Annotated in this window: 17 protein-coding genes and 2 pseudogenes; 8 read left to right on the forward strand and 11 right to left on the reverse strand. The window is 60.0% G+C overall.

What is annotated here, in order from left to right:
- Positions 1-148 precede the first annotated feature (148 nt).
- Positions 149-1075, forward strand: a complete 927-nt coding sequence (gene epsC / locus ACA060_RS01035; RefSeq protein ID WP_109627305.1) for a serine O-acetyltransferase EpsC — start codon at positions 149-151, stop codon at positions 1073-1075.
- A 424-nt stretch (positions 1076-1499) separates the two neighbouring features.
- Positions 1500-3455 carry a choline transporter BetT gene (betT, locus tag ACA060_RS01040; protein WP_169857611.1) on the forward strand — a complete coding sequence of 652 codons (1956 nt, stop codon included), beginning with the start codon at positions 1500-1502 and terminating at the stop codon, positions 3453-3455.
- Positions 3456-3473: 18 nt separating this feature from the next.
- On the opposite strand, the gene ACA060_RS01045 is transcribed toward betT, so the two are convergent.
- Complete coding sequence (locus ACA060_RS01045) at positions 3474-3734, reverse strand: hypothetical protein (RefSeq protein ID WP_497314915.1); 261 nt, start codon at positions 3732-3734, stop codon at positions 3474-3476.
- 295 nt (positions 3735-4029) lie between these two features.
- On the opposite strand from ACA060_RS01045, the pseudogene ACA060_RS01050 reads away from it, so the two are divergent.
- From ACA060_RS01050 to mgrA, 4 genes and pseudogenes are all read left to right on the forward strand, one after another.
- Positions 4030-4152: pseudogene (locus ACA060_RS01050) on the forward strand (LysR family transcriptional regulator); the annotation flags it as partial.
- Positions 4151-4270 (forward strand): annotated as a pseudogene (locus ACA060_RS01055) (type II toxin-antitoxin system HicA family toxin); the annotation flags it as partial. The pseudogenes ACA060_RS01050 and ACA060_RS01055, both read left to right, overlap by 2 nt.
- On the forward strand, positions 4267-4731 hold the full coding sequence (locus tag ACA060_RS01060; protein WP_497314916.1) for a type II toxin-antitoxin system HicB family antitoxin: 465 nt from the start codon (positions 4267-4269) through the stop codon (positions 4729-4731). The pseudogene ACA060_RS01055 and the gene ACA060_RS01060, both read left to right, overlap by 4 nt.
- A gap of 136 nt (positions 4732-4867) precedes the next feature.
- Entirely contained in the window at positions 4868-5905 is a 1038-nt protein-coding gene (gene mgrA / locus ACA060_RS01065) for an L-glyceraldehyde 3-phosphate reductase (protein ID WP_102593420.1), read from the forward strand.
- Positions 5906-6040: 135 nt separating this feature from the next.
- Here the strand turns inward: mgrA and tauD are convergent, their stop codons facing one another.
- The 7 genes from tauD to ACA060_RS01100 form a co-directional block, all read right to left on the reverse strand.
- Positions 6041-6883 carry a taurine dioxygenase gene (gene tauD / locus ACA060_RS01070; protein WP_497314917.1) on the reverse strand — a complete coding sequence of 281 codons (843 nt, stop codon included), beginning with the start codon at positions 6881-6883 and terminating at the stop codon, positions 6041-6043.
- Between the two features lie 55 nt (positions 6884-6938).
- Positions 6939-7772 (reverse strand): taurine ABC transporter permease TauC, encoded by an 834-nt coding sequence (gene tauC / locus ACA060_RS01075; RefSeq protein WP_497314918.1) that lies wholly within the window; start codon positions 7770-7772, stop codon positions 6939-6941.
- Positions 7769-8563 carry a taurine ABC transporter ATP-binding subunit gene (gene tauB / locus ACA060_RS01080; protein WP_497314919.1) on the reverse strand — a complete coding sequence of 265 codons (795 nt, stop codon included), beginning with the start codon at positions 8561-8563 and terminating at the stop codon, positions 7769-7771. The genes tauC and tauB overlap by 4 nt, the downstream gene beginning before the upstream one ends.
- 16 nt (positions 8564-8579) lie before the next feature.
- Positions 8580-9557 carry a taurine ABC transporter substrate-binding protein gene (gene tauA / locus ACA060_RS01085; protein WP_109627321.1) on the reverse strand — a complete coding sequence of 326 codons (978 nt, stop codon included), beginning with the start codon at positions 9555-9557 and terminating at the stop codon, positions 8580-8582.
- Between the two features lie 296 nt (positions 9558-9853).
- Positions 9854-11437 (reverse strand): glutamate--cysteine ligase, encoded by a 1584-nt coding sequence (gene gshA, locus ACA060_RS01090; RefSeq protein ID WP_109627323.1) that lies wholly within the window; start codon positions 11435-11437, stop codon positions 9854-9856.
- Positions 11438-11708: 271 nt separating this feature from the next.
- On the reverse strand, positions 11709-12092 hold the full coding sequence (locus ACA060_RS01095; RefSeq protein WP_497314922.1) for a PaaI family thioesterase: 384 nt from the start codon (positions 12090-12092) through the stop codon (positions 11709-11711).
- Positions 12092-14416 carry a Tex family protein gene (locus ACA060_RS01100; protein WP_497314924.1) on the reverse strand — a complete coding sequence of 775 codons (2325 nt, stop codon included), beginning with the start codon at positions 14414-14416 and terminating at the stop codon, positions 12092-12094. The genes ACA060_RS01095 and ACA060_RS01100 overlap by 1 nt, the downstream gene beginning before the upstream one ends.
- Positions 14417-14776: 360 nt before the next feature.
- Between ACA060_RS01100 and ompR the strand changes: the two genes are divergently transcribed.
- Both ompR and ACA060_RS01110 read left to right on the forward strand, forming a co-directional pair.
- Complete coding sequence (gene ompR, locus ACA060_RS01105) at positions 14777-15517, forward strand: osmolarity response regulator transcription factor OmpR (RefSeq protein ID WP_010464774.1); 741 nt, start codon at positions 14777-14779, stop codon at positions 15515-15517.
- Positions 15518-15618: 101 nt separating this feature from the next.
- Entirely contained in the window at positions 15619-16932 is a 1314-nt protein-coding gene (locus ACA060_RS01110; protein WP_109627327.1) for an ATP-binding protein, read from the forward strand.
- Positions 16933-17114: 182 nt separating this feature from the next.
- Here the strand turns inward: ACA060_RS01110 and rimK are convergent, their stop codons facing one another.
- From rimK to rimA, 3 genes are read right to left on the reverse strand one after another with little or no spacing between them, the layout of a single operon-like run.
- A complete protein-coding gene (gene rimK / locus ACA060_RS01115; RefSeq protein WP_007949201.1) occupies positions 17115-18020 on the reverse strand; it encodes a 30S ribosomal protein S6--L-glutamate ligase in 906 nt (301 codons plus the stop codon).
- The gene (rimB, locus tag ACA060_RS01120) at positions 18017-18496 is read right to left on the reverse strand and encodes a retropepsin-like aspartic endopeptidase RimB (protein ID WP_010464766.1); all 480 of its coding nucleotides are present in this window, start codon (positions 18494-18496) and stop codon (positions 18017-18019) included. Before rimB ends, rimK begins: the two co-directional genes overlap by 4 nt.
- Before the next feature lie 17 nt (positions 18497-18513).
- Complete coding sequence (gene rimA, locus ACA060_RS01125) at positions 18514-19293, reverse strand: S6 modification regulatory phosphodiesterase RimA (protein ID WP_109627329.1); 780 nt, start codon at positions 19291-19293, stop codon at positions 18514-18516.
- Positions 19294-19408 lie beyond the last annotated feature (115 nt).

Genomic DNA, 19408 nt, shown 5'->3' on the forward strand with positions numbered 1-19408 from the left:
CCTATATGCGTGGGCAACCGCCAATCTTATATATCCAAAAGTGCTGAACACAGCACTATTGGTTCTTAATTCGGCTTCCGGACCTTGCCGTAAAGTAACTGTCGATAGCGCGGCCAGACAGTCCGGCCGCCCGTGAGGAGTTTTTACCGTGAGCGAGCGTTCCAGCCATTGGCAATTGCAGACCATCGTCAGCCAACTGCGTACGGCGCGCGATCAGTGGCGTGCGCAAAACGGCCGTGCCAGCGGTGAGCAGGGCGGTCGCGAATTGCCTTCCCGGGCCGCCATGGCGGAGATTCTTGAAGCGCTGTGCGGTGCGCTGTTTCCGATGCGTCTGGGGCCGGTGGATTTGCGTGAGGAGAGTGAAGACTTCTACGTCGGCCACACGCTGGATGTCGCGTTGAACGCGTTGCTGGCGCAGGCGCGACTCGAACTGCGTTACGCCGCTCGCCACAGTGCCGCAGCCGACACCGAAGTCGAGGCCAAGACCATTGCGATCATTCAGGATTTCGCCCTCGCATTGCCGGGGCTGCGCAGTCTGCTGGACACCGATGTGCTGGCGGCCTATCACGGCGACCCGGCGGCCCGTAGCGTCGATGAAGTGCTGCTTTGCTATCCGGGGATTCTGGCGGTGATCCACCATCGTCTGGCGCACCATTTGTACCGCGCCGGGTTGCCGCTGCTGGCGCGGATCAGCGCAGAGATTGCCCACTCGGCCACCGGTATCGACATCCATCCGGGCGCGCAGATCGGTCGCAGCTTCTTCATCGATCACGGGACCGGTGTGGTCATCGGCGAGACGGCAATCATTGGTGAGCGCGTGCGGATTTACCAGGCCGTGACCTTGGGCGCCAAGCGTTTCCCGTCGGATGAGGACGGCCAGTTGCAGAAGGGCCATCCGCGGCATCCGATTGTCGAGGATGATGTGGTGATCTATGCCGGCGCGACGATTCTGGGGCGGATTACTATCGGCAAGGGTTCGACCATTGGCGGCAATGTCTGGCTGACCCGCAGCGTGCCGCCGGGTTGCAACCTGACGCAGGCGAATTTGCAACATGATGATGGGACGCAGAAGTAAGGGCCGGAATATTGGTTGACTGGACTGGCCTCTTCGCGGGCAAGCCTCGCTCCTACGGGTTTTGTGTCGAACGACAAATTTGTGAGCTACACAAAACCTGTGGGAGCGGGCTTGCTCGCGAATGGTGTCAAGCCGATCCGAAATACTGGCATTTAGCTAATTTCCCGCTGAACGAATCCTCCAAATCCCCCGTCATACCCATCCTTGAGCTAGCGTACAGAACGTACCGCCGAGCCCTGCGATTAGTCCTTAGCACCCTATTCATGTTTAACTTGAACGCTCATTCAAGTTAAACCGCCGGTTTGCTGCCCGTTCACAACAGGAGGCTTGCCTTGCCGAGTCCGTTACTGATTGCCCTGTTTCACCCCTTCGAGGTGCACCTTCCATGAGTGCATCGTCCCTCCCTCCAAGCGGCCAGGTCCGCATGAATCCGCCGGTGTTTTACTTCGCGGCGACTTTCATCCTGCTGTTCGGCATCGTTGTCATCGCCATGCCTGAACAGGCCGGCGCCTGGCTGCTGGAAGCGCAAAACTGGGCGGCCAACACGGTCGGCTGGTATTACATGCTCGCGATGACGCTGTATCTGGTCTTCGTGGTGGTCACCGCCTTGTCCGGCTACGGCAAGATCAAGCTCGGTGCCGACCACGACGAACCCGAATTCAGTTACCTGTCCTGGGCCGGCATGCTGTTCGCCGCCGGGATCAGCATCACGCTGTTCTTCTTCTGTGTGTCCGAACCGCTGACCCACTTGGCGCAACCGCCCCAAGGCGAGGCCGGCACGGCGGATGCGGCGCGGCAGGCGATGCAGATTCTGTTTCTGCACTGGGGCTTGCACGGCTGGGGCGTGTTCGCTTTTGTCGGCATGGCGCTGGCGTACTTTGCCTATCGACACAACCTGCCGCTGGCCCTGCGTTCGGCGCTCTATCCGCTGATCGGCAAGCGCATCAACGGCCCGATCGGATATGCGGTGGACGGCTTCGGCATCATCGCCACCGTGTTCGGCCTCGGCGCCGACATGGGCTTCGGGGTGTTGCACCTCAACTCGGGCCTGGACTATCTGTTCGGCATCGCTCACACCCAGTGGATTCAGGTCGGCCTGATCACGCTGATGATGGGCGCGGCGATCATCGTTGCGGTGTCCGGCGTCGACAAGGGCGTGCGGGTGATGTCCGACATCAACATGCTGCTGGCCTGTGCACTGCTGCTGTTCGTGTTGTTCGCTGGCCCGACTCAGCACCTGCTCAACACTCTGATTCAGAACATCGGCGACTACCTCGGCGCCTTGCCGATGAAGAGTTTCGACCTGTACGCCTACGACAAGCCTAGCGACTGGCTGGGCGGCTGGACCGTGTTCTATTGGGCCTGGTGGATTGCGTGGTCGCCGTTCGTGGGTCTGTTCATCGCGCGGATTTCCCGTGGCCGGACCATCCGCGAATTCGTCTTCGGCGTGCTGCTGATTCCGCTCGGTTTCACCCTGGCGTGGATGTCGATCTTCGGCAACAGCGCCATCGACCAGGTGCTCAACCACGGCATGACCGCGCTCGGCATGTCGGCCGTCGACAACCCGTCGATGACCCTCTACCTGCTGCTGGAAACCTATCCGTGGAGCAAAACCGTGATTGCGGTCACGGTGTTCATCAGCTTCGTGTTCTTCGTCACCTCGGCCGACTCCGGCACCGTGGTGCTGTCGACGCTGTCCGCCAAGGGCGGTAATCCGGATGAAGACGGGCCGAAATGGCTGCGGGTGTTCTGGGGCGCCATGACCGCGCTGGTAACCAGTGCGCTGCTGTTCTCCGGCAGCATCGATGCGCTGAAGTCAGCGGTGGTGCTGACCTCGTTGCCGTTCTCGATGATTTTGCTGCTGATGATGTGGGGGCTGCACAAGGCGTTCTACCTGGAGTCGCAGAAACAGATCGCACAGCTGCATTCCCTGGCACCGGTGTCCGGTTCGCGGCGTGGCGGTTGGCGTCAGCGCTTGACTCAGGCCGTGCATTTCCCGTCTCGCGATGAGGTTTATCGATTCCTCGATACGACGGTGCGCCCGGCGATTGAAGAGGTGAGTGCGGTGTTCGTCGAGAAGGGTTTGAACGTGGTCACTCAGCCGGACCCGGCCAACGACAACGTCAGCCTGGAAATCGGTCACGGCGAGGAGCATCCCTTTATCTATCAGGTGCAGATGCGTGGTTACTTCACGCCATCGTTTGCCCGTGGCGGCATGGGTTCCAAGGAACTCAACAACCGTCGTTATTACCGTGCTGAAGTGCATTTGAGCGAGGGCAGTCAGGACTACGATCTGGTGGGTTACACCAAGGAACAGATCATCAACGACATCCTTGATCAGTACGAACGGCACCTGCAGTTCTTGCATCTGGTGCGTTGATCGCCGGGGCGGTGGTGCTCATGTTTCAGTGCTCAGCACCATGAACAGCACCATCGCCGCTACCGGTACACCGAACACGGCGCTGCCGACCACCAGTTCCGTGCTCAACGGCTGACCGGCATGCACCATGCCGACCGCGCCGTTGATCAACGTCAGGGCCAGCCACAGCACCACAAAACTGTAGGCCAGGGTCTGGCGGCTGAAGCCGATTTTCTCGCCGATGAACAGCATCAGCGCCAGCAGGATCAGGCCGAAGGTGATGATGATCGCGGTGTGCATGATGCATTCCGTCCTTTAGATGTGTGCTGCCCTTTAGATCGCCTTCGCGGGCAAGCCCGCTCCCACAGGGATCGTCAGTGAACATAATGCTTGTGTTTACCGGCGTCCCCTGTGGGAGCGGGCTTGCCCGCGAAGGCGTCTGGCCTGCCTGCAAACCAGCTTAAACCAATCCACCATTAGCCCGCAGAATCTGTCCATTGACCCAAGCCGAATCCGATCACCGCGCCGATGCCGCGGGGGGCGCCGGTCACGAGGGCAACTTTCGAAGTTTGAGGGGTCATGGCGGTGATTCCTACTGTCCATCAGCGAGGCCGACCGCTTTGTCGACCTGATCGCAGAAGGCGTCGACTGCGTCCTGCGCGCCGGCACCTTGAGTGATTTGGCGCTGATCGGAAAACGCATCTCCAACCTGCGCAGGCAGTCACCATCAGTACAAGCATCCGGGCAAGCCCGGAAGGGTGACGATAAAACACCCTGACTCGGATCTTCCAAAAGGGACGATCAACAGCATATTGAAACAGGCGGGTCTGAAATGAGGCCCGAGATCGGAAACGAGAGCCTCGAAGAGGCCACATCACAGGAAGGGCTCACCGAAATGAAATTCCCGGTCGTTCTGCACAAGGATGCCGACTCAGACTACGGAGTGATTATCCCGGACGTACCGGGTTGCTTCTCCGCAGGCGCTACTGTGGCGCAGGCATTTGAAAACGTAAAAGAGGCGTTGTCATTGCACTATGAAGGCCTGGTCGCCGATGGCGATCCACTTCCTCAGATACGCGAGATCGATGCTCACCTTGATAATCCCGATTACGCTGGTGGCGTGTGGGGTGTGGTCGAGTTCGATATCACGCCGTACTTCGGTAAGTCAGTGCGTTTCAATGCCACATTGCCGGAGCAGTTGCTTGAGCGTATCGATCAGACGGTCAGGCGGGATCAGCGATATAGCTCAAGGTCTGGCTTTTTGGCGGCTGCCGCGCTACGTGAGTTGTCGGCTTAAACGTTGAAGGATTAAAAATCTGTGAAACGTTTCAGCATTTTCTCGAGTCCGAGGTTTATCGGCGTTTGTCTGGGCGTATGCTGGGCAACTTGCGAAGCAGTCGATACCAACTTCAAGACAGACAAGAGAGGATTCGATGACTTACACCGCTGCCGAAAACCGCTACGACTCTATCCCTTACCGCCGCGTGGGCCGCAGCGGTCTGGTGCTGCCGGCGCTGTCCCTGGGCTTGTGGCACAACTTCGGCGACAGCACGCCGATCGATACTCAACGTTCGTTGTTGCGCACCGCGTTCGACCTGGGCATCAACCACTTCGACCTGGCCAACAACTATGGCCCGCCGTACGGCAGCGCCGAGATCAACTTCGGTCGTTTGCTGCGTGAAGACTTCAAGCAGTACCGCGACGAGCTGATCATCTCGAGCAAGGCCGGTTGGGACATGTGGCCCGGTCCTTACGGTCAGGGCGGCGGTTCGCGCAAATACGTGCTGGCCAGCCTCGACCAGAGCCTGCAACGCCTGGGCCTGGACTACGTGGACATCTTCTACTCCCATCGCTTCGACCCGGACACGCCACTGGAAGAAACCGCCAGTGCGCTGGCTACTGCCGTGCAGCAGGGCAAGGCGTTGTACATCGGTATCTCGTCGTATTCCGGGGTGAAAACCCGTGAGATGGCGGCGCTGTTGAAAGAGTGGAAAGTGCCGTTGCTGATTCACCAACCGGCGTACAACCTGCTCAATCGCTGGGTGGAAAAGGACCTGCTGGATGTCACCGACGAACTTGGCACCGGTGTGATTGCATTCACGCCGCTGGCGCAGGGCTTGTTGACCGACAAATACCTCAATGGCATTCCGAAGGATGCTCGGGTCAACCGTCCGGGTGGTGGTTCGTTGCAGGAATCTCATCTGTCCGAAGCCAACATCGCCCATGTGCGTGGGCTCAACGAAATCGCCAAGCGTCGCGGTCAGAGCCTGGCGCAACTGGCGCTGGCGTGGACGCTGCGCGATCCGCGCGTGACTTCGGCGCTAATCGGCGCGAGCCGGCCGGAGCAGATTATCGAGAACGTCGGGGCGTTGAAGAATTTGAGCTTTAGTGCTGAGGAGCTGGCGGAGATTGATCGGTTTGCCCAAGAGGGTGGGATCAATCTTTGGGAGAAGCCTTCGACGGCTGAATAGTGTTCGGCGCCGGGTCTTCCGGCGCCTGTCATGTCGCCTTCGCGAGCAAGCCCGCTCCCACAGGGGAACGCATTCCAAATGTGGGGGCGGGCTTGCTCGCGAAGGGGCCAGACCAGTCAATAAAGAAATCAGGGTTCAGTTAAAAAACGGCACATCCCCCAACACCGTAGCCCGCTGCATCACCCGCCGTGCCGGCCGGTAATCATCCACGGCGTAATGCTGTGTCACGCGGTTATCCCAGAACGCCACATCGTCTTTCTGCCAACGCCAGCGAATCGTAAATTCTGGCCGCGTTGCGTGAGCAAACAGAAACTTCAGAATCGTTTCACTCTCGGTTTCCGACAGCTCATTGATCTTCGATGTGAAGCCTTCATTGACGAATAACGACCGACGCCCGCTCACCGGATGCGTGCGAATCACCGGGTGCGACAATGGCGGATTTTTGCGGCGCGCTTCTTCCCACTGAGCCAATGCTTCAGGCGTGTTGCCATAACGCTCCAGCGGGAACGAGCGAGTGAAATCGTGAGTGGCGGTCAGCCCTTCGAGCAAGCTTTTCAGCGGCGCCGACAACGCTTCATACGCCGCAATGCCGCTGGCCCACAACGTGTCGCCACCAAACTCCGGCAACAGCTTGGCACTCAGCACCGCGCCCATGGCCGGGGTCGGCAGGAAGGTCACGTCGGTGTGCCAGATCGCGTTGTCGCGCACGTCGGTGACGGCGGTGTCGAGGATCAACACTTCGGGCTGTTCCGGCACGTTCGGGTAGATAGGGTGGATGTGCAGATCGCCAAAGTTTGCGGCGAATCGTGCCTGCTGCTGAGGTGTGATCGGCTGGTCGCGGAAGAACAATACTTGATGCTTGAGCAGCGCTTGCTCGATGGCATCGCGCTGTTCCTGATTCAGCGGCTGGCTCACGTCGATGCCGCTGATTTGCGCGCCGAGGGCGTAGCTGAGGGGAACGATGGTCAGGTTACTCATGGTCTTTCTCTTCAATCCAGGGTGCCGAGCTGTCGGCATGGTCAATGACAAATCTTTAGTGAGCCTGGCCGTGCCACGGCACCAGTTTGCGCTGCAGGGCGCGCAGGCCCATTTCCATGGCGAAGGCGATCAGTGCAATGACCAGAATCCCCAACACCACCACATCGGTGACCAGGAACTGCGCGGCGGATTGCACCATGAAGCCCAAGCCGCTGGTGGCAGCAATCAGTTCGGCAGCAACCAGCGTCGACCAACCCACACCCAGACCGATGCGCACGCCGGTCAAAATATCCGGCAAGGCGCTCGGCAGAATCACATGGCGAATCAACTGCGCCCGGGTCGCGCCCAACGATTGCGCGGCGCGCAATTTGGCCGGGTCGACGGTACGCACGCCGGTCGCGGTAGCGATGGCAATCGGGGCGAAGATCGCGAGGTAGATCAGCAAGACTTTCGACAGCTCACCGATGCCGCACCAGATCACGATCAGCGGCAGATAAGCCAGCGGTGGAATAGGGCGGTAGAACTCGATCAGCGGATCGAGAATGCCGCGCGCGATGCGGTTGTGGCCGATGGCGATGCCGACCGGCACGGCGGTCAGCACGGCGAAGCCAAGGCCCAGACCGATGCGGCTGAGACTCGCGCCCAAGTGCTGCCACAACGTTGAATCCATGTAGCCGGTGGTCACCAGTAGCCAGCCTTTTTGCAGCACGGCGGCCGGTGGTGGCAAGAACAGAGGTTCGATCATGCCGGTGGCGGTGACGGCCCACCAAATGACAACGAGCGCCACTAGCGTCAGGACGCTGATCCAGCGCGTGCTCAAACTGCGACGGACGGGAATGACCGTGGAGCCCGGTTTCACCGCAACAGCGGGAATTTCATAACTGCTCATGCGCGCTCCTGCCGCTGGGCGGTGCTGCGTTGGGAGAACACTTTGGCGAGCACGTGTTCGCGGGTTTCGATGAAGCGCGGGTCGGACTTGATCGAGCGAGCCGACTCACCGGCCGCATAACGCTGGCCAAAATCCAGGCTCAGGCGTTCGACGATTTGCCCGGGATTCGGCGCCAACAGAATCAAATCCGTGGCGAGGAACACCGCTTCTTCGATGTCGTGGGTAATCAGGAATACCGGTTTGGCGGTGCGCTGCCAGACTTGTAGCAGCAGCTCCTGCATCTGTTCGCGGGTGAAGGCATCGAGGGCGCCGAAGGGTTCATCCATCAGCAACACGCGCGGGTCGGCGGCGAGGGCTCGAGCCAAACCGACACGCTGTTTCTGACCGCCCGAGAGCTGCCAGATGCGGCGATTTTCGAAGCCGGAAAGGTCCACCAGCGCGAGCATTTCCCGAGCGCGGATTTCGCGTTTATCTCGGGACACACCCGCCAGTTCCAGACCGAAACCGACGTTGGTCAATACGTCCTGCCAAGGCAGCAGGGCGTCATCCTGGAACACCACGCCGCGCTCGGCACTCGGGCCTTTGACCGGCACGCCATCGAGGGTGATGCGCCCGGCACTGGGCTCGACGAAACCGGCAATCAGGTTCAACAGCGAAGTCTTGCCACTGCCGGACGGGCCGAGGGCCACCAGCAATTGCTGGGGCCCCAGACTCAGGGAAATATCCGCCAGTACCGGTTCGGCGGCGCCGGGGTACTGTGCGCTGATGCGCTCCAGCTGTAGCAAAGCCATCGCGGTTAACTCCCGATTAGTTGGTGATGTACTTGGCGCTGACGTACGGCGCGTAGTCCGGCAGCACAGCCTCGACCTTGCCTTGTTCCTTGAGGAACACAGCGGTGTCGGTGATGGCCTTGGTAGTCGGCGCGCCGAGGGTGATCACTTGATCCGCCGCCAGCGGGAAGACGTTGCCCTGCAGCAGCAACGGAATGTCGCTGGCTTTGGCGCCGGAGAGTTTCACCAGTTTGTCTACGTTGGATTGATTGGCGAGCCAGGCTTTGGGGTCTTTGCGGTAATCGGCGTAGGCATCCAGGGTCACTTTGGCGAACGCGGTGACGATTTCCGGGTGCTTCTCGGCGAAGTCTTTACGCACGATCCAGGCATCGAAGGTCGGCGCGCCGAACTTGGCCAATTCGCCGGAGGTGATCAGCACCTTGCCGTTTTCCTTGGCGACGCCGAGTGCTGGGTCCCACACGTAAGTGGCGTCGATGTCACCGCGTTTCCATGCGGCGATGATGGCGGGCGGAGCGAGGTTGAGTACGGTGACTTTCGACGGGTCGATGTTCCAGTGCTTCAGCGCCGCCAGCAGGCTGTAGTGGCCGGTGGAAACGAATGGCACAGCGATTTTTTTGCCGATCAGGTCCTGCGGGGTTTTGATCCCGGAACCGTCGCGGGCGACCAGGGCTTCGGCGGCGCCGATCTGGGTGGCGATGAGGAAGGTTTCGACCGGGACTTTGCGGGTGATGGCCGCCGTCAGGGGGCTGGAACCGAGGTAGCCGATCTGCACATCGCCGGAAGCGATGGCGGCGATGATGTCGGCGCCATTGTCGAATTTGCGCCAGTCGATTTTGGCGTTGGTGGCTTTTTCGTAAGCGCCGTCGGCCTGGGCGACTTTCGCCGGGTCAACGGTGGTCTGGTAGGCGACGGTGACGTCAGCCGCCTGGGCAAAGAAACTCGCCGCAGCCAGAGACGCGGCCGCCAGGAGGCGAAGGGGGAAAGTCAGTTTCATTGAGAAGCTCCTTGTCAGGCGACCGAGAGTCGGCATGAAAAGGAGACTAAATGATATAAGAATCCTAAAATAAATAACTTTTTAGAATGAGCTTATGAGCGGAAAATTCTAAGGCCCGTTACTGTGGATTGCTTTTGTGGCGAGGGGATTTATCCCCGTTGGGCTGCGAAGCGGCCCCAAAACCTTCAATCGCGGTGCATCAGTAAAACCGAATCGAATAGCTTGCGACTGCTTCGCAGCCGAACGGGGATAAATCCCCTCGCCACAGAAAACCCTGTTACCAGAGAGATTGCAGATTAGTTGCTGATCGCCAGAATGCTCGCCTGGTACGACCCGACAAACACATCGAAATCGCCGACTTCGTTCTGCTCCAGCTCCACTTGCTCAGCCAGAGAGGAACGGGCGCGTTCTTCAAACTTCGCCTGGTCTTCGCTATTCAACGGCTCGCTGCGGAAAAACTCCGCATGCGCCTGGCTTTGGCGCAGGGAGAATTGAGCAAAGCTCTCCTTGTGCTCCGCCATCGCCGCCAGCACTTGGGCCGATGGCGTCAGGGACGAGTCCTTGACCTTGGCCAGTTGCGAATCCAATGCCTTGCTGTGGGCATCGCCACCATGGCTCTGATCCAGCAACGCTGCCAAAGGCGCAATCTTCTCCAGCAATTCGCCGGCCCATTCCTTCAGGTCGACCGGTTGACCATCGCGCTGCAATTGCAGGCCCGGACGACGACCTTCCTTGACCACGCTGAGGAAGTTCGAGGTCGCGTTGCCGCACGAAGTATTGGTCAGCAGCGGGCTGTCGTTCAGCGCGCAATACAGCAGGAACGCGTCGAGGAAGCGCGACTCGGTGAGGTCGATGCCCATCGGCAGGAACGGGTTGATGTCCAGGCAACGCACTTCGACGTACTGAATGCCACGGGCCACCAGTGCCTGGATCGGCCGCTCGCCGGTGTAGGTCACGCGTTTCGGGCGGATGTTGGAGTAGTACTCGTTTTCAATCTGCAGGATGTTGGTGTTGAGCTGAACCCACTCACCGTCCTGATGCGTGCCGATTTCGACGTAGGGCGCATACGGCGTGGCGACCGCTTTGCGCAGGCTGTCGGTGTAGCTGGCCAAATCGTTGTAGCACGGCGTCAGGCCGGCCTGGGCGTTGCTCTGGTAACCCAGGTCACTCATGCGCAGGCTGGTGGCGTACGGCAAATACAACGTGTCCGGGTCCAGTTGTTCCAACTGGTGCGAACGACCGCGCAGGAAACCGGCGTCCAGCGCCGGCGAAGCACCGAACAGGTACATCAGCAGCCAGCTGTAGCGGCGGAAGTTGCGGATCAGCGCGATGTAGGCCGACGACTGATAGTCGCGGTCGGTGCCGACAAAGCCTTCAGTCTCGCTCAGCAGCGGCCAGAGCTTCTCGGGCAGGGAAAAGTTGTAGTGAATCCCGGCAATGCACTGCATGGTCTTGCCGTACCGCAGGGCCAGGCCCTTGCGGTAGACGTACTTGAGCTGACCGATGTTGGACGTGCCGTAATAGGCGATCGGGATGTCTTCCTCGGCCGGCAACGGGCACGGCATCGATGGACTCCACAGAAACTCGTTGCCGAGCTTGCTGTAGGCAAAGCGGTGGATCTTGTCCAGGCTCGCCAGCGTATCGGCCGGGTCTGGCAGGGCCGGGGTAATGAATTCCAGCAGCGACTCGGAATAGTCGGTGGTGATTTGTTCATTGGTCAGCGCGGAACCCAATTCTTCCGGGTGCGGCGTTTGCGCCAGGCGACCTTCGCCGGTCACGCGCAGGCATTCACGTTCGATGCCGTGAAGGCACTGTTCGAGCAGAGAGAGGTTAGCGCGCTCGCCGAGCAGAGCCAGGCGGCGGTTGAGAAGTTCGCTCAAGTTGGATTCCTTCACGCGTCAGTCGCCCCAATATGGGGGTGGGCAAGACGGTCTACAAGGGTGAAGTTAAAACTGGCGTTTTCGCCTGGTTTTTGCAACCGCGCAAGCCATGCCGGTCAGTAAAGAACTGCACAATCCCTGTGGGAGCAAGCCTGCTCGCGATGAGGGAGTGTCAGTCAACATATGCGTCGTCTGACACACCGCCATCGCGAGCAGGCTCGCTCCCACAGGATTCGTTGCGCTGAAATTAACTCAAAATGATGGCATTCATCTACAGGACAGCGAACGTGCCTTGTGCTTTTGCGACGAGTTTGTCGCCTTGCATCACGTCAGCTTCGACCACCAGCGTGCGACGGCCCGGGTGAATCACCCGCGCCGTACACATCACTTCACCGTCCGAAACGGCGCGAATGTAGTTGATCTTGCATTCGATGGTCGCGCTCTGCTGGTCAAAGCCATGGGTGCTGGAACAAGCCAGCCCCATGGCAATGTCGACCAGACTGAACAAGGCCCCGCCGTGCAGCTTGCCGCCGCGATTGCGCAGTTCTGGCTCAAGCGCCAGGGCGACTTGCGCCACCCCGGTTTCCAGGCTGTGCAAGCGACACCCCAGCAGCTTGAAAAACGCGCTTTCGGTCAGGCCGGCGGGAACCTCCATCAACGCTTCTTCAACTGCTTGGCGTTGGCGAACAGCGAAGCCATGGCGTTGTTGGCCGGGGCCGCCGCCGTGGTTTCCTTGCGCGGTGCGTTGTTCTGGGACTGGCGTGGAGCCGACCCCGGACGTGCACCACGGGCACCGTCGATTTTCTCGCCCGGGGTGTCGCTCATGCGCATCGACAGACCCACGCGTTTACGCGGGATATCGACTTCCATGACCTTCACTTTCACCACGTCACCAGCCTTCACCGCTTCACGCGGATCCTTGATGAACTTCTCCGAAAGCGCGGAGATGTGCACCAAACCGTCCTGATGCACGCCAATATCAACAAACGCGCCGAAGTTGGTCACGTTAGTCACGACGCCTTCGAGGATCATGCCCAGTTGCAGATCCTTCAAGTCTTCGACGCCTTCCTGGAACTCGGCAGTCTTGAACTCGGGACGCGGGTCGCGACCGGGTTTTTCCAGCTCTTGCAGGATGTCGGTGACCGTTGGCAGACCGAAAGTCTCGTCGGTGTACTTCTTCGGATCGAGGCGCTTGAGGAAGCTCGCGTCGCCGATCAGCGAACGAATGTCTCGGTCGGTTTCAGCGGCGATGCGCTGCACCAGCGGATAGGCTTCCGGGTGAACCGCCGACGAATCCAGCGGGTTGTCGCCGTTCATGACGCGCAGGAAACCGGCGGCCTGTTCGAAGGTTTTTTCACCCAGGCGTGCGACTTTCTTCAACGCGACGCGAGTTTTGAACGCGCCGTGCTCGTCGCGGTGGCTGACGATGTTCTGCGCCAGGGTCGCGTTGAGGCCGGAGATGCGCGCCAGCAGCGCCACGGAGGCAGTGTTGACGTCGACGCCCACGGCGTTCACGCAGTCTTCGACCACAGCGTCCAGGCCGCGCGCCAGTTTCAGCTGCGACACGTCGTGCTGGTACTGACCGACGCCGATGGATTTCGGATCGATCTTCACCAGTTCGGCCAGCGGATCCTGCAGGCGACGGGCAATCGACACCGCGCCACGGATCGACACGTCGAGGTCCGGGAATTCCTTGGAAGCCAGTTCCGACGCCGAGTAAACCGATGCACCGGCCTCAGAGACCATGACCTTGGTCATCTTCATGGCCGGGTATTTTTTGATCAGCTCAGCGGCGAGCTTGTCGGTTTCACGGCTGGCGGTGCCGTTGCCGATGGCGATCAGGTCGACCGAGTGCTTGGCGCACAGGGCGGCGAGAATCGCGATGGTCTGGTCCCACTTGTTATGCGGCACGTGCGGGTAAACCGTGGCGTGATCCAGCAGTTTGCCGGTGGAATCGACCACGGCGACCTTGCAGCCGGTGCGCAGACCCGGGTCGAGGCCCAGGGTGGCGCGCGGACCGGCCGGGGCCGACAGCAGCAAGTCGTGCAGGTTGTGGGCGAACACGTTGATCGCTTCGGTTTCCGCGCCATCGCGCAGCTCGCCGAGCAGGTCGGTTTCCAAGTGGGTATAGAGCTTGACCTTCCAGGTCCAGCGCACCACTTCGCCCAGCCATTTGTCGGCAGCGCGGTTCTGGTTCTGGATGCCGAATTGCTGGCCGATCATGCCTTCGCACGGGTGCATGGTGCCCGGCAGCTCGTCGCCGACTTTCAGCGCCGAACTCAGAATGCCTTCGTTACGGCCACGGAAAATGGCGAGCGCGCGGTGCGACGGCATGCTTTTCAGCGGCTCGTCGTGTTCGAAGTAGTCGCGGAATTTGGCGCCTTCCTCTTCCTTGCCGGCGATGACGCGGGCACTGAGGGTGGCTTCCTGCTTGAGGTAGCTGCGCAGTTTGTCCAGCAAGCCGGCGTCTTCGGCGAAGCGTTCCATCAGGATGTATTTGGCGCCTTCGAGGGCGGCCTTCACATCGGCGACGCCTTTTTCGGCATCGACGAAGCGCGCGGCTTCGGCGTCTGGCGTCAGAGTCGGGTCGTTGAACAGGCCGTCGGCCAGCTCGCCGAGGCCGGCTTCCAGGGCGATCTGGCCCTTGGTGCGGCGCTTCTGCTTGTACGGCAGGTACAAGTCTTCGAGGCGGGTCTTGGTGTCGGCGAGCTTGATGTCGCGTTCGAGCTGCGGGGTCAGCTTGCCTTGCTCTTCGATGCTGGCGAGGATGCTGATGCGCCGTTCGTCGAGTTCTCGCAGGTAGCGCAGACGCTCTTCCAGATGACGCAACTGAATGTCATCGAGGCTGCCGGTCACTTCTTTCCGGTAACGGGCGATGAAGGGAACGGTAGAGCCCTCATCGAGTAGCGCGACGGCCGCTTCGACCTGTTGTGGGCGTACACCGAGTTCCTCGGCGATGCGGCTGTTGATGCTGTCCATAAAACCACCTGACAAATTGTGAAAGCAGGCTCGCAGGCGCAGAGATAAGGCCTCGGCGAGTCTGGTTGAGCGGCCTGGCCTGCGCCGCTACCTGGATCAACAGGTATCCCGTTGACCCGTGAAATCGAACAATGACTGCCGGCGCCATGAAAATAAAAAGCGGCCGCCTGCAGCCATGATCAGACGTTGCCTGACACAAAAGGCCGCGCATTATAACCAGCGTTCTATCATTCAGGGGCATCGCAGGCGGTAGCGCGAGGGCCGGATTTCTGGCGGTGAAGGAAAAATCTGCTAACAATGCACACGGTGCGTATAACGGCAGCTACGCCATAATGCGCGCCGAGATCAAAGGAGCATCTAATGAGCAGCACTGCAAACAATGCTGAAGGCGAAAAAATTCTTATTGTTGACGACGATCCAGGGCTGAGCAGCCTGCTGGAACGTTTTTTCGTCAGCAAGGGCTACCGAGCCCGCGCCGTACCGAACACTGAACAAATGGATCGCCTGCTGGCGCGTGAAGTGTTCAACCTGGTCGTCCTCGACCTGATGCTGCCCGGCGAAGACGGTCTGACCGCCTGCCGCCGGCTGCGCACGGCGAACAATCAGATCCCGATCATCATGCTGACCGCCAAGGGCGATGAGCTGAGCCGCATCAAGGGCCTGGAACTGGGCGCCGACGATTACCTGGCCAAGCCGTTCAACCCGGATGAGCTGATGGCCCGTGTCAAAGCGGTCCTGCGTCGCCAGTCGACGCCTGTGCCGGGCGCACCGGGCAGCGAAGACGAAAGCGTGACCTTCGGTGACTACGAGCTGTCCCTGGCCACCCGCGAACTCAAGCGCGGTGACGAAGTGCACATGCTGACCACCGGTGAATTCGCGGTGCTCAAGGCCTTGGTCATGAACGCGCGTCAGCCACTGACCCGCGACAAGCTGATGAACCTGGCCCGTGGCCGTGAATGGGATGCCCTGGAGCGTTCCATCGACGTGCAGATCTCCCGTCTGCGCCGGATGATCGAACCCGATCCATCCAAACCGCGTTACATCCAGACGGTCTGGGGCGTGGGTTACGTGTTCGTACCGGATGGCGCCGCCACCAAGTGATTGGCGATTTGTAGGAGCGGGTCTTGCGGACGATTGTCCGCAGACTCGCGATCCGCAATATGCGAGCATCGCTCGCTCCTGCAAGTGTGTAGCGGTTATCCATGAAAACCCCCGTTTGGTTCCCCCAGAGTTTCTTCTCCCGCACCCTGTGGCTGGTGCTGATCGTCGTCCTGTTCTCCAAGGCGCTGACCCTGGTTTATCTGTTGATGAACGAAGACGTGCTGGTGGATCGCCAATACAGCCACGGCGTCGCCCTTACGCTGCGCGCCTATTGGGCTGCCGATGAAAAAAATCGAGAGAAAATTGCTGATGCCGCCACGCTGATCCGGGTTGTGGGCGCGGGTGTGCCGGAAGGCGAGCAACACTGGCCTTACAGCGAGATCTATCAGCGGCAGATGCAGGCGGAGTTGGGTGCCGACACCGAAGTGCGATTACGCATGCACTCGCCGCCGGCCCTGTGGGTTCGGGCGCCTAGCCTGGGCGACGGCTGGCTGAAAGTGCCGCTCTATCCGCATCCGTTGCGCGGCCAGAAAATCTGGAACGTGCTTGGGTGGTTCCTTGCTATCGGCTTGCTGTCCACCGCCTCGGCGTGGATCTTCGTCAGCCAGCTCAATCAACCGTTGAAACGTCTGGTGTATGCCGCACGGCAACTCGGTCAGGGGCGCAGCGTGCGCCTGCCGATCAGCGACACGCCGAGCGAGATGACCGAGGTGTACCGTGCCTTCAACCAGATGGCTGAAGACGTCGAGCAGGCCGGTCGCGAGCGTGAGTTGATGCTGGCCGGGGTATCACACGACCTGCGTACGCCGCTGACCCGTTTGCGCTTGTCCCTGGAGTTGATGGGCGACCATAGCGACCTGTCGGACGATATGGTGCGTGACATCGAGGACATGGACGCGATTCTCGACCAGTTCCTGGCGTTTATCCGCGATGGTCGTGACGAGTCTGTCGAGGAAGTAGACCTGAGTGACCTGGTTCGTGAGGTTGCGGCACCGTACAACCAGAACGAAGAAAAAGTGCGGCTGCGCCTGGAGCCGATTCAGCCGTTTCCCCTGCGTCGGGTATCGATGAAGCGGTTGCTGAACAATTTGATCGGCAACGCTTTGCACCATGCTGGCAGCGGGGTTGAGGTGGCGGCTTATGTGTCTGGCGATACCAGCGCGCCTTATGTGGTGCTGAGCGTCATGGACCGTGGGGCGGGGATTGATCCGTCCGAGCTGGAAGCGATCTTCAACCCATTCACCCGGGGTGATCGTGCCCGGGGTGGGAAGGGGACAGGACTTGGACTGGCCATCGTGAAGCGGATTGCTTCGATGCATGGCGGGAATGTTGAGTTGCGCAATCGGGCCGGTGGTGGTCTCGAAGCTCGGGTGCGGTTGCCGCTGGGGTTGATGTTGCCTAGAGACGCGGTGTAGCCAAGAGCCACCCCTCACCCCAGCCCTCTCCCCACAGGGGAGAGGGGGAAAGGGAGCAGATCTCGGTTGTTTTCAAAACCTGAGCTCGACTCGATTTTTCAGGTCGATGTAGCTCGAAAGAACACCACTGTCAGTCCCCTCGCCCCTTTGGGGAGAGGGTTAGGGTGAGGGGGCTCTTAGCTTTAGCCCTTGCCTTTGGTCCGGGTCATATTCGGCCCGCCATTTTTCTCAAGATGCTCAATGATGATCCCCGCCACGTTCTTCCCGGTGGTGGTCTCAATCCCTTCCAATCCCGGCGACGAGTTCACTTCCATCACCAGCGGCCCGTGATTGGAACGCAGGATGTCCACCCCCGCCACCGCCAGACCCATGACCTTCGCCGCACGCAACGCCGTCATGCGTTCTTCCGGGGTGATCTTGATCAGGCTGGCGCTGCCGCCGCGATGCAGGTTGGAGCGAAATTCTCCAGGCTTGGCCTGGCGCTTCATTGCCGCGATCACCTTGTCGCCGACCACGAAGCAGCGAATGTCCGCGCCCCCGGCTTCCTTGATGTATTCCTGAACCATGATGTTCTGCTTCAGGCCCATGAAGGCTTCAATCACCGATTCTGCGGCGGTCGCCGTTTCACACAACACCACGCCGATGCCCTGAGTGCCTTCCAGCACCTTGATCACCAGCGGTGCGCCGTTGACCATGTCGATCAGGTCGGGAATGTCATCCGGGGAGTGCGCAAACCCGGTCACCGGCAAACCGATCCCGCGGCGCGAGAGCAATTGCAGCGACCGCAGTTTGTCCCGCGAACGGGCAATGGCCACCGATTCATTAAGCGGGAAAACCCCCATCATTTCGAACTGGCGCAACACCGCGCAGCCATAAAACGTCACAGACGCACCGATCCGCGGGATCACCGCGTCGAAACCTTCCAGCGGCTTGCCGCGGTAGTGGATCTGCGGCTTGTGGCTGGCAATGTTCATATAGGCGCGCAGGGTGTCGATCACCACCATTTCATGGCCACGCTCGGTACCGGCTTCGACCAGACGACGAGTGGAATACAGACGCGGGTTCCGCGACAGCACAGCGATCTTCATGCAACACCTGTGGAGGAGGTAGATACCGGGAACACCGGCTTGTCTTGTACATATTTAATCCCCGGATTGACCACCAGCTGGCCGTCGATCAGGGCTTTGGAACCGAGTAACAGGCGATAACGCATGGATTTGCGGCAGGCGAGGGTGAATTCGACCCGCCATACCCGATCACCCAGGGCCAGTGTGGTGCTGACCACATAACGCATCTGCGCGTGACCGTTGGAGCTTTTAATGGTTTTGCGCGTCACCAGTGGCGCCTCGCAGCGTCGATGACGCAACTGCACCACCGTGCCCAGGTGCGCGGTGAAGCGCACCCAGCTTTCACCGTCGCGCTCGAACGGCTCGATGTCGGTGGCGTGCAGGCTCGAGGTGCTGGCGCCGGTGTCGATTTTTGCGCGCAGGCCCGCGACTCCCAGATCCGGGAGCGCCACCCACTCGCGCAGACCGATAACGGTCAAATGGTCAAATGTCTTCAATAGGAAAAAACCGGCGATTAACGCGTCCACGCCTCAGGCGTTACCTGGGCCAACGCTTTGAATGCAGGCTTGGCGAACCAGTAACCCTGCATCAGAAATATTCCACAGTCCGCCAGGAAATCCCGTTCTCCGGCGCTTTCGATGCCTTCGGCGATGACTGTAACGTTCAACTCCGCACACATTGTGACAACCCCTCGAACGATAGCCTGACGAACACGATCGCGATCGACATCGCGGATCAGTGCCATGTCGAGTTTGATCAGGTCCGGTTGGAAATCAGCCAGCAGATTGAGCCCCGAGTAGCCCGCGCCGAAATCGTCGATGGCGGTCTTGAAGCCGAATTCGCGGTATTCACGCAGAATATTAGTCAAATGGCGATAGTTATCTACGTGCTGGCTTTCCAGCGTTTCGAAAATCAGACGGTTGATGGGGAAGTTGTGTTTTTTCGCGGCCTCCAGAGTGGTGCGGATGCACAGTTCCGGGCGGTACACGGCGTTGGGCATGAAGTTGATGGACAAGTGTGTCTGCATGTTTAGATTGGCCGCCCCTTCAATGGCGCGGGTCCGGCAGAGCTGGTCGAAGCGGTAGCGATTTTCCTCGTTGACCTGATCGAGCACCGACAGTGCGCCTTCCCCGGCAATGCCGCGGACCAACGCTTCATGAGCAAAAATCGACCGGTCGCGCAGATCGACGATCGGTTGGTAGGCAAAAGAAAAATCGAAGCCCAGCGGCTCGCTTTGCTGACAGCCTTGGCAACCGCCCTGGGGCGAAGTCAATGAAGACGGGAATATAGTCACTCGATCACTCCATGCCGGTGAGCCGGCCAAGATCACAGTTTATCTGGAGGGCCGAGTTCTTGCGCCCGACAGAAACGGTAGTACAGTTCCGACTATGGGCTGAAAGAGGAATTCA

It is taken from the genome of Pseudomonas sp. LBUM1671, from assembly GCF_059695685.1.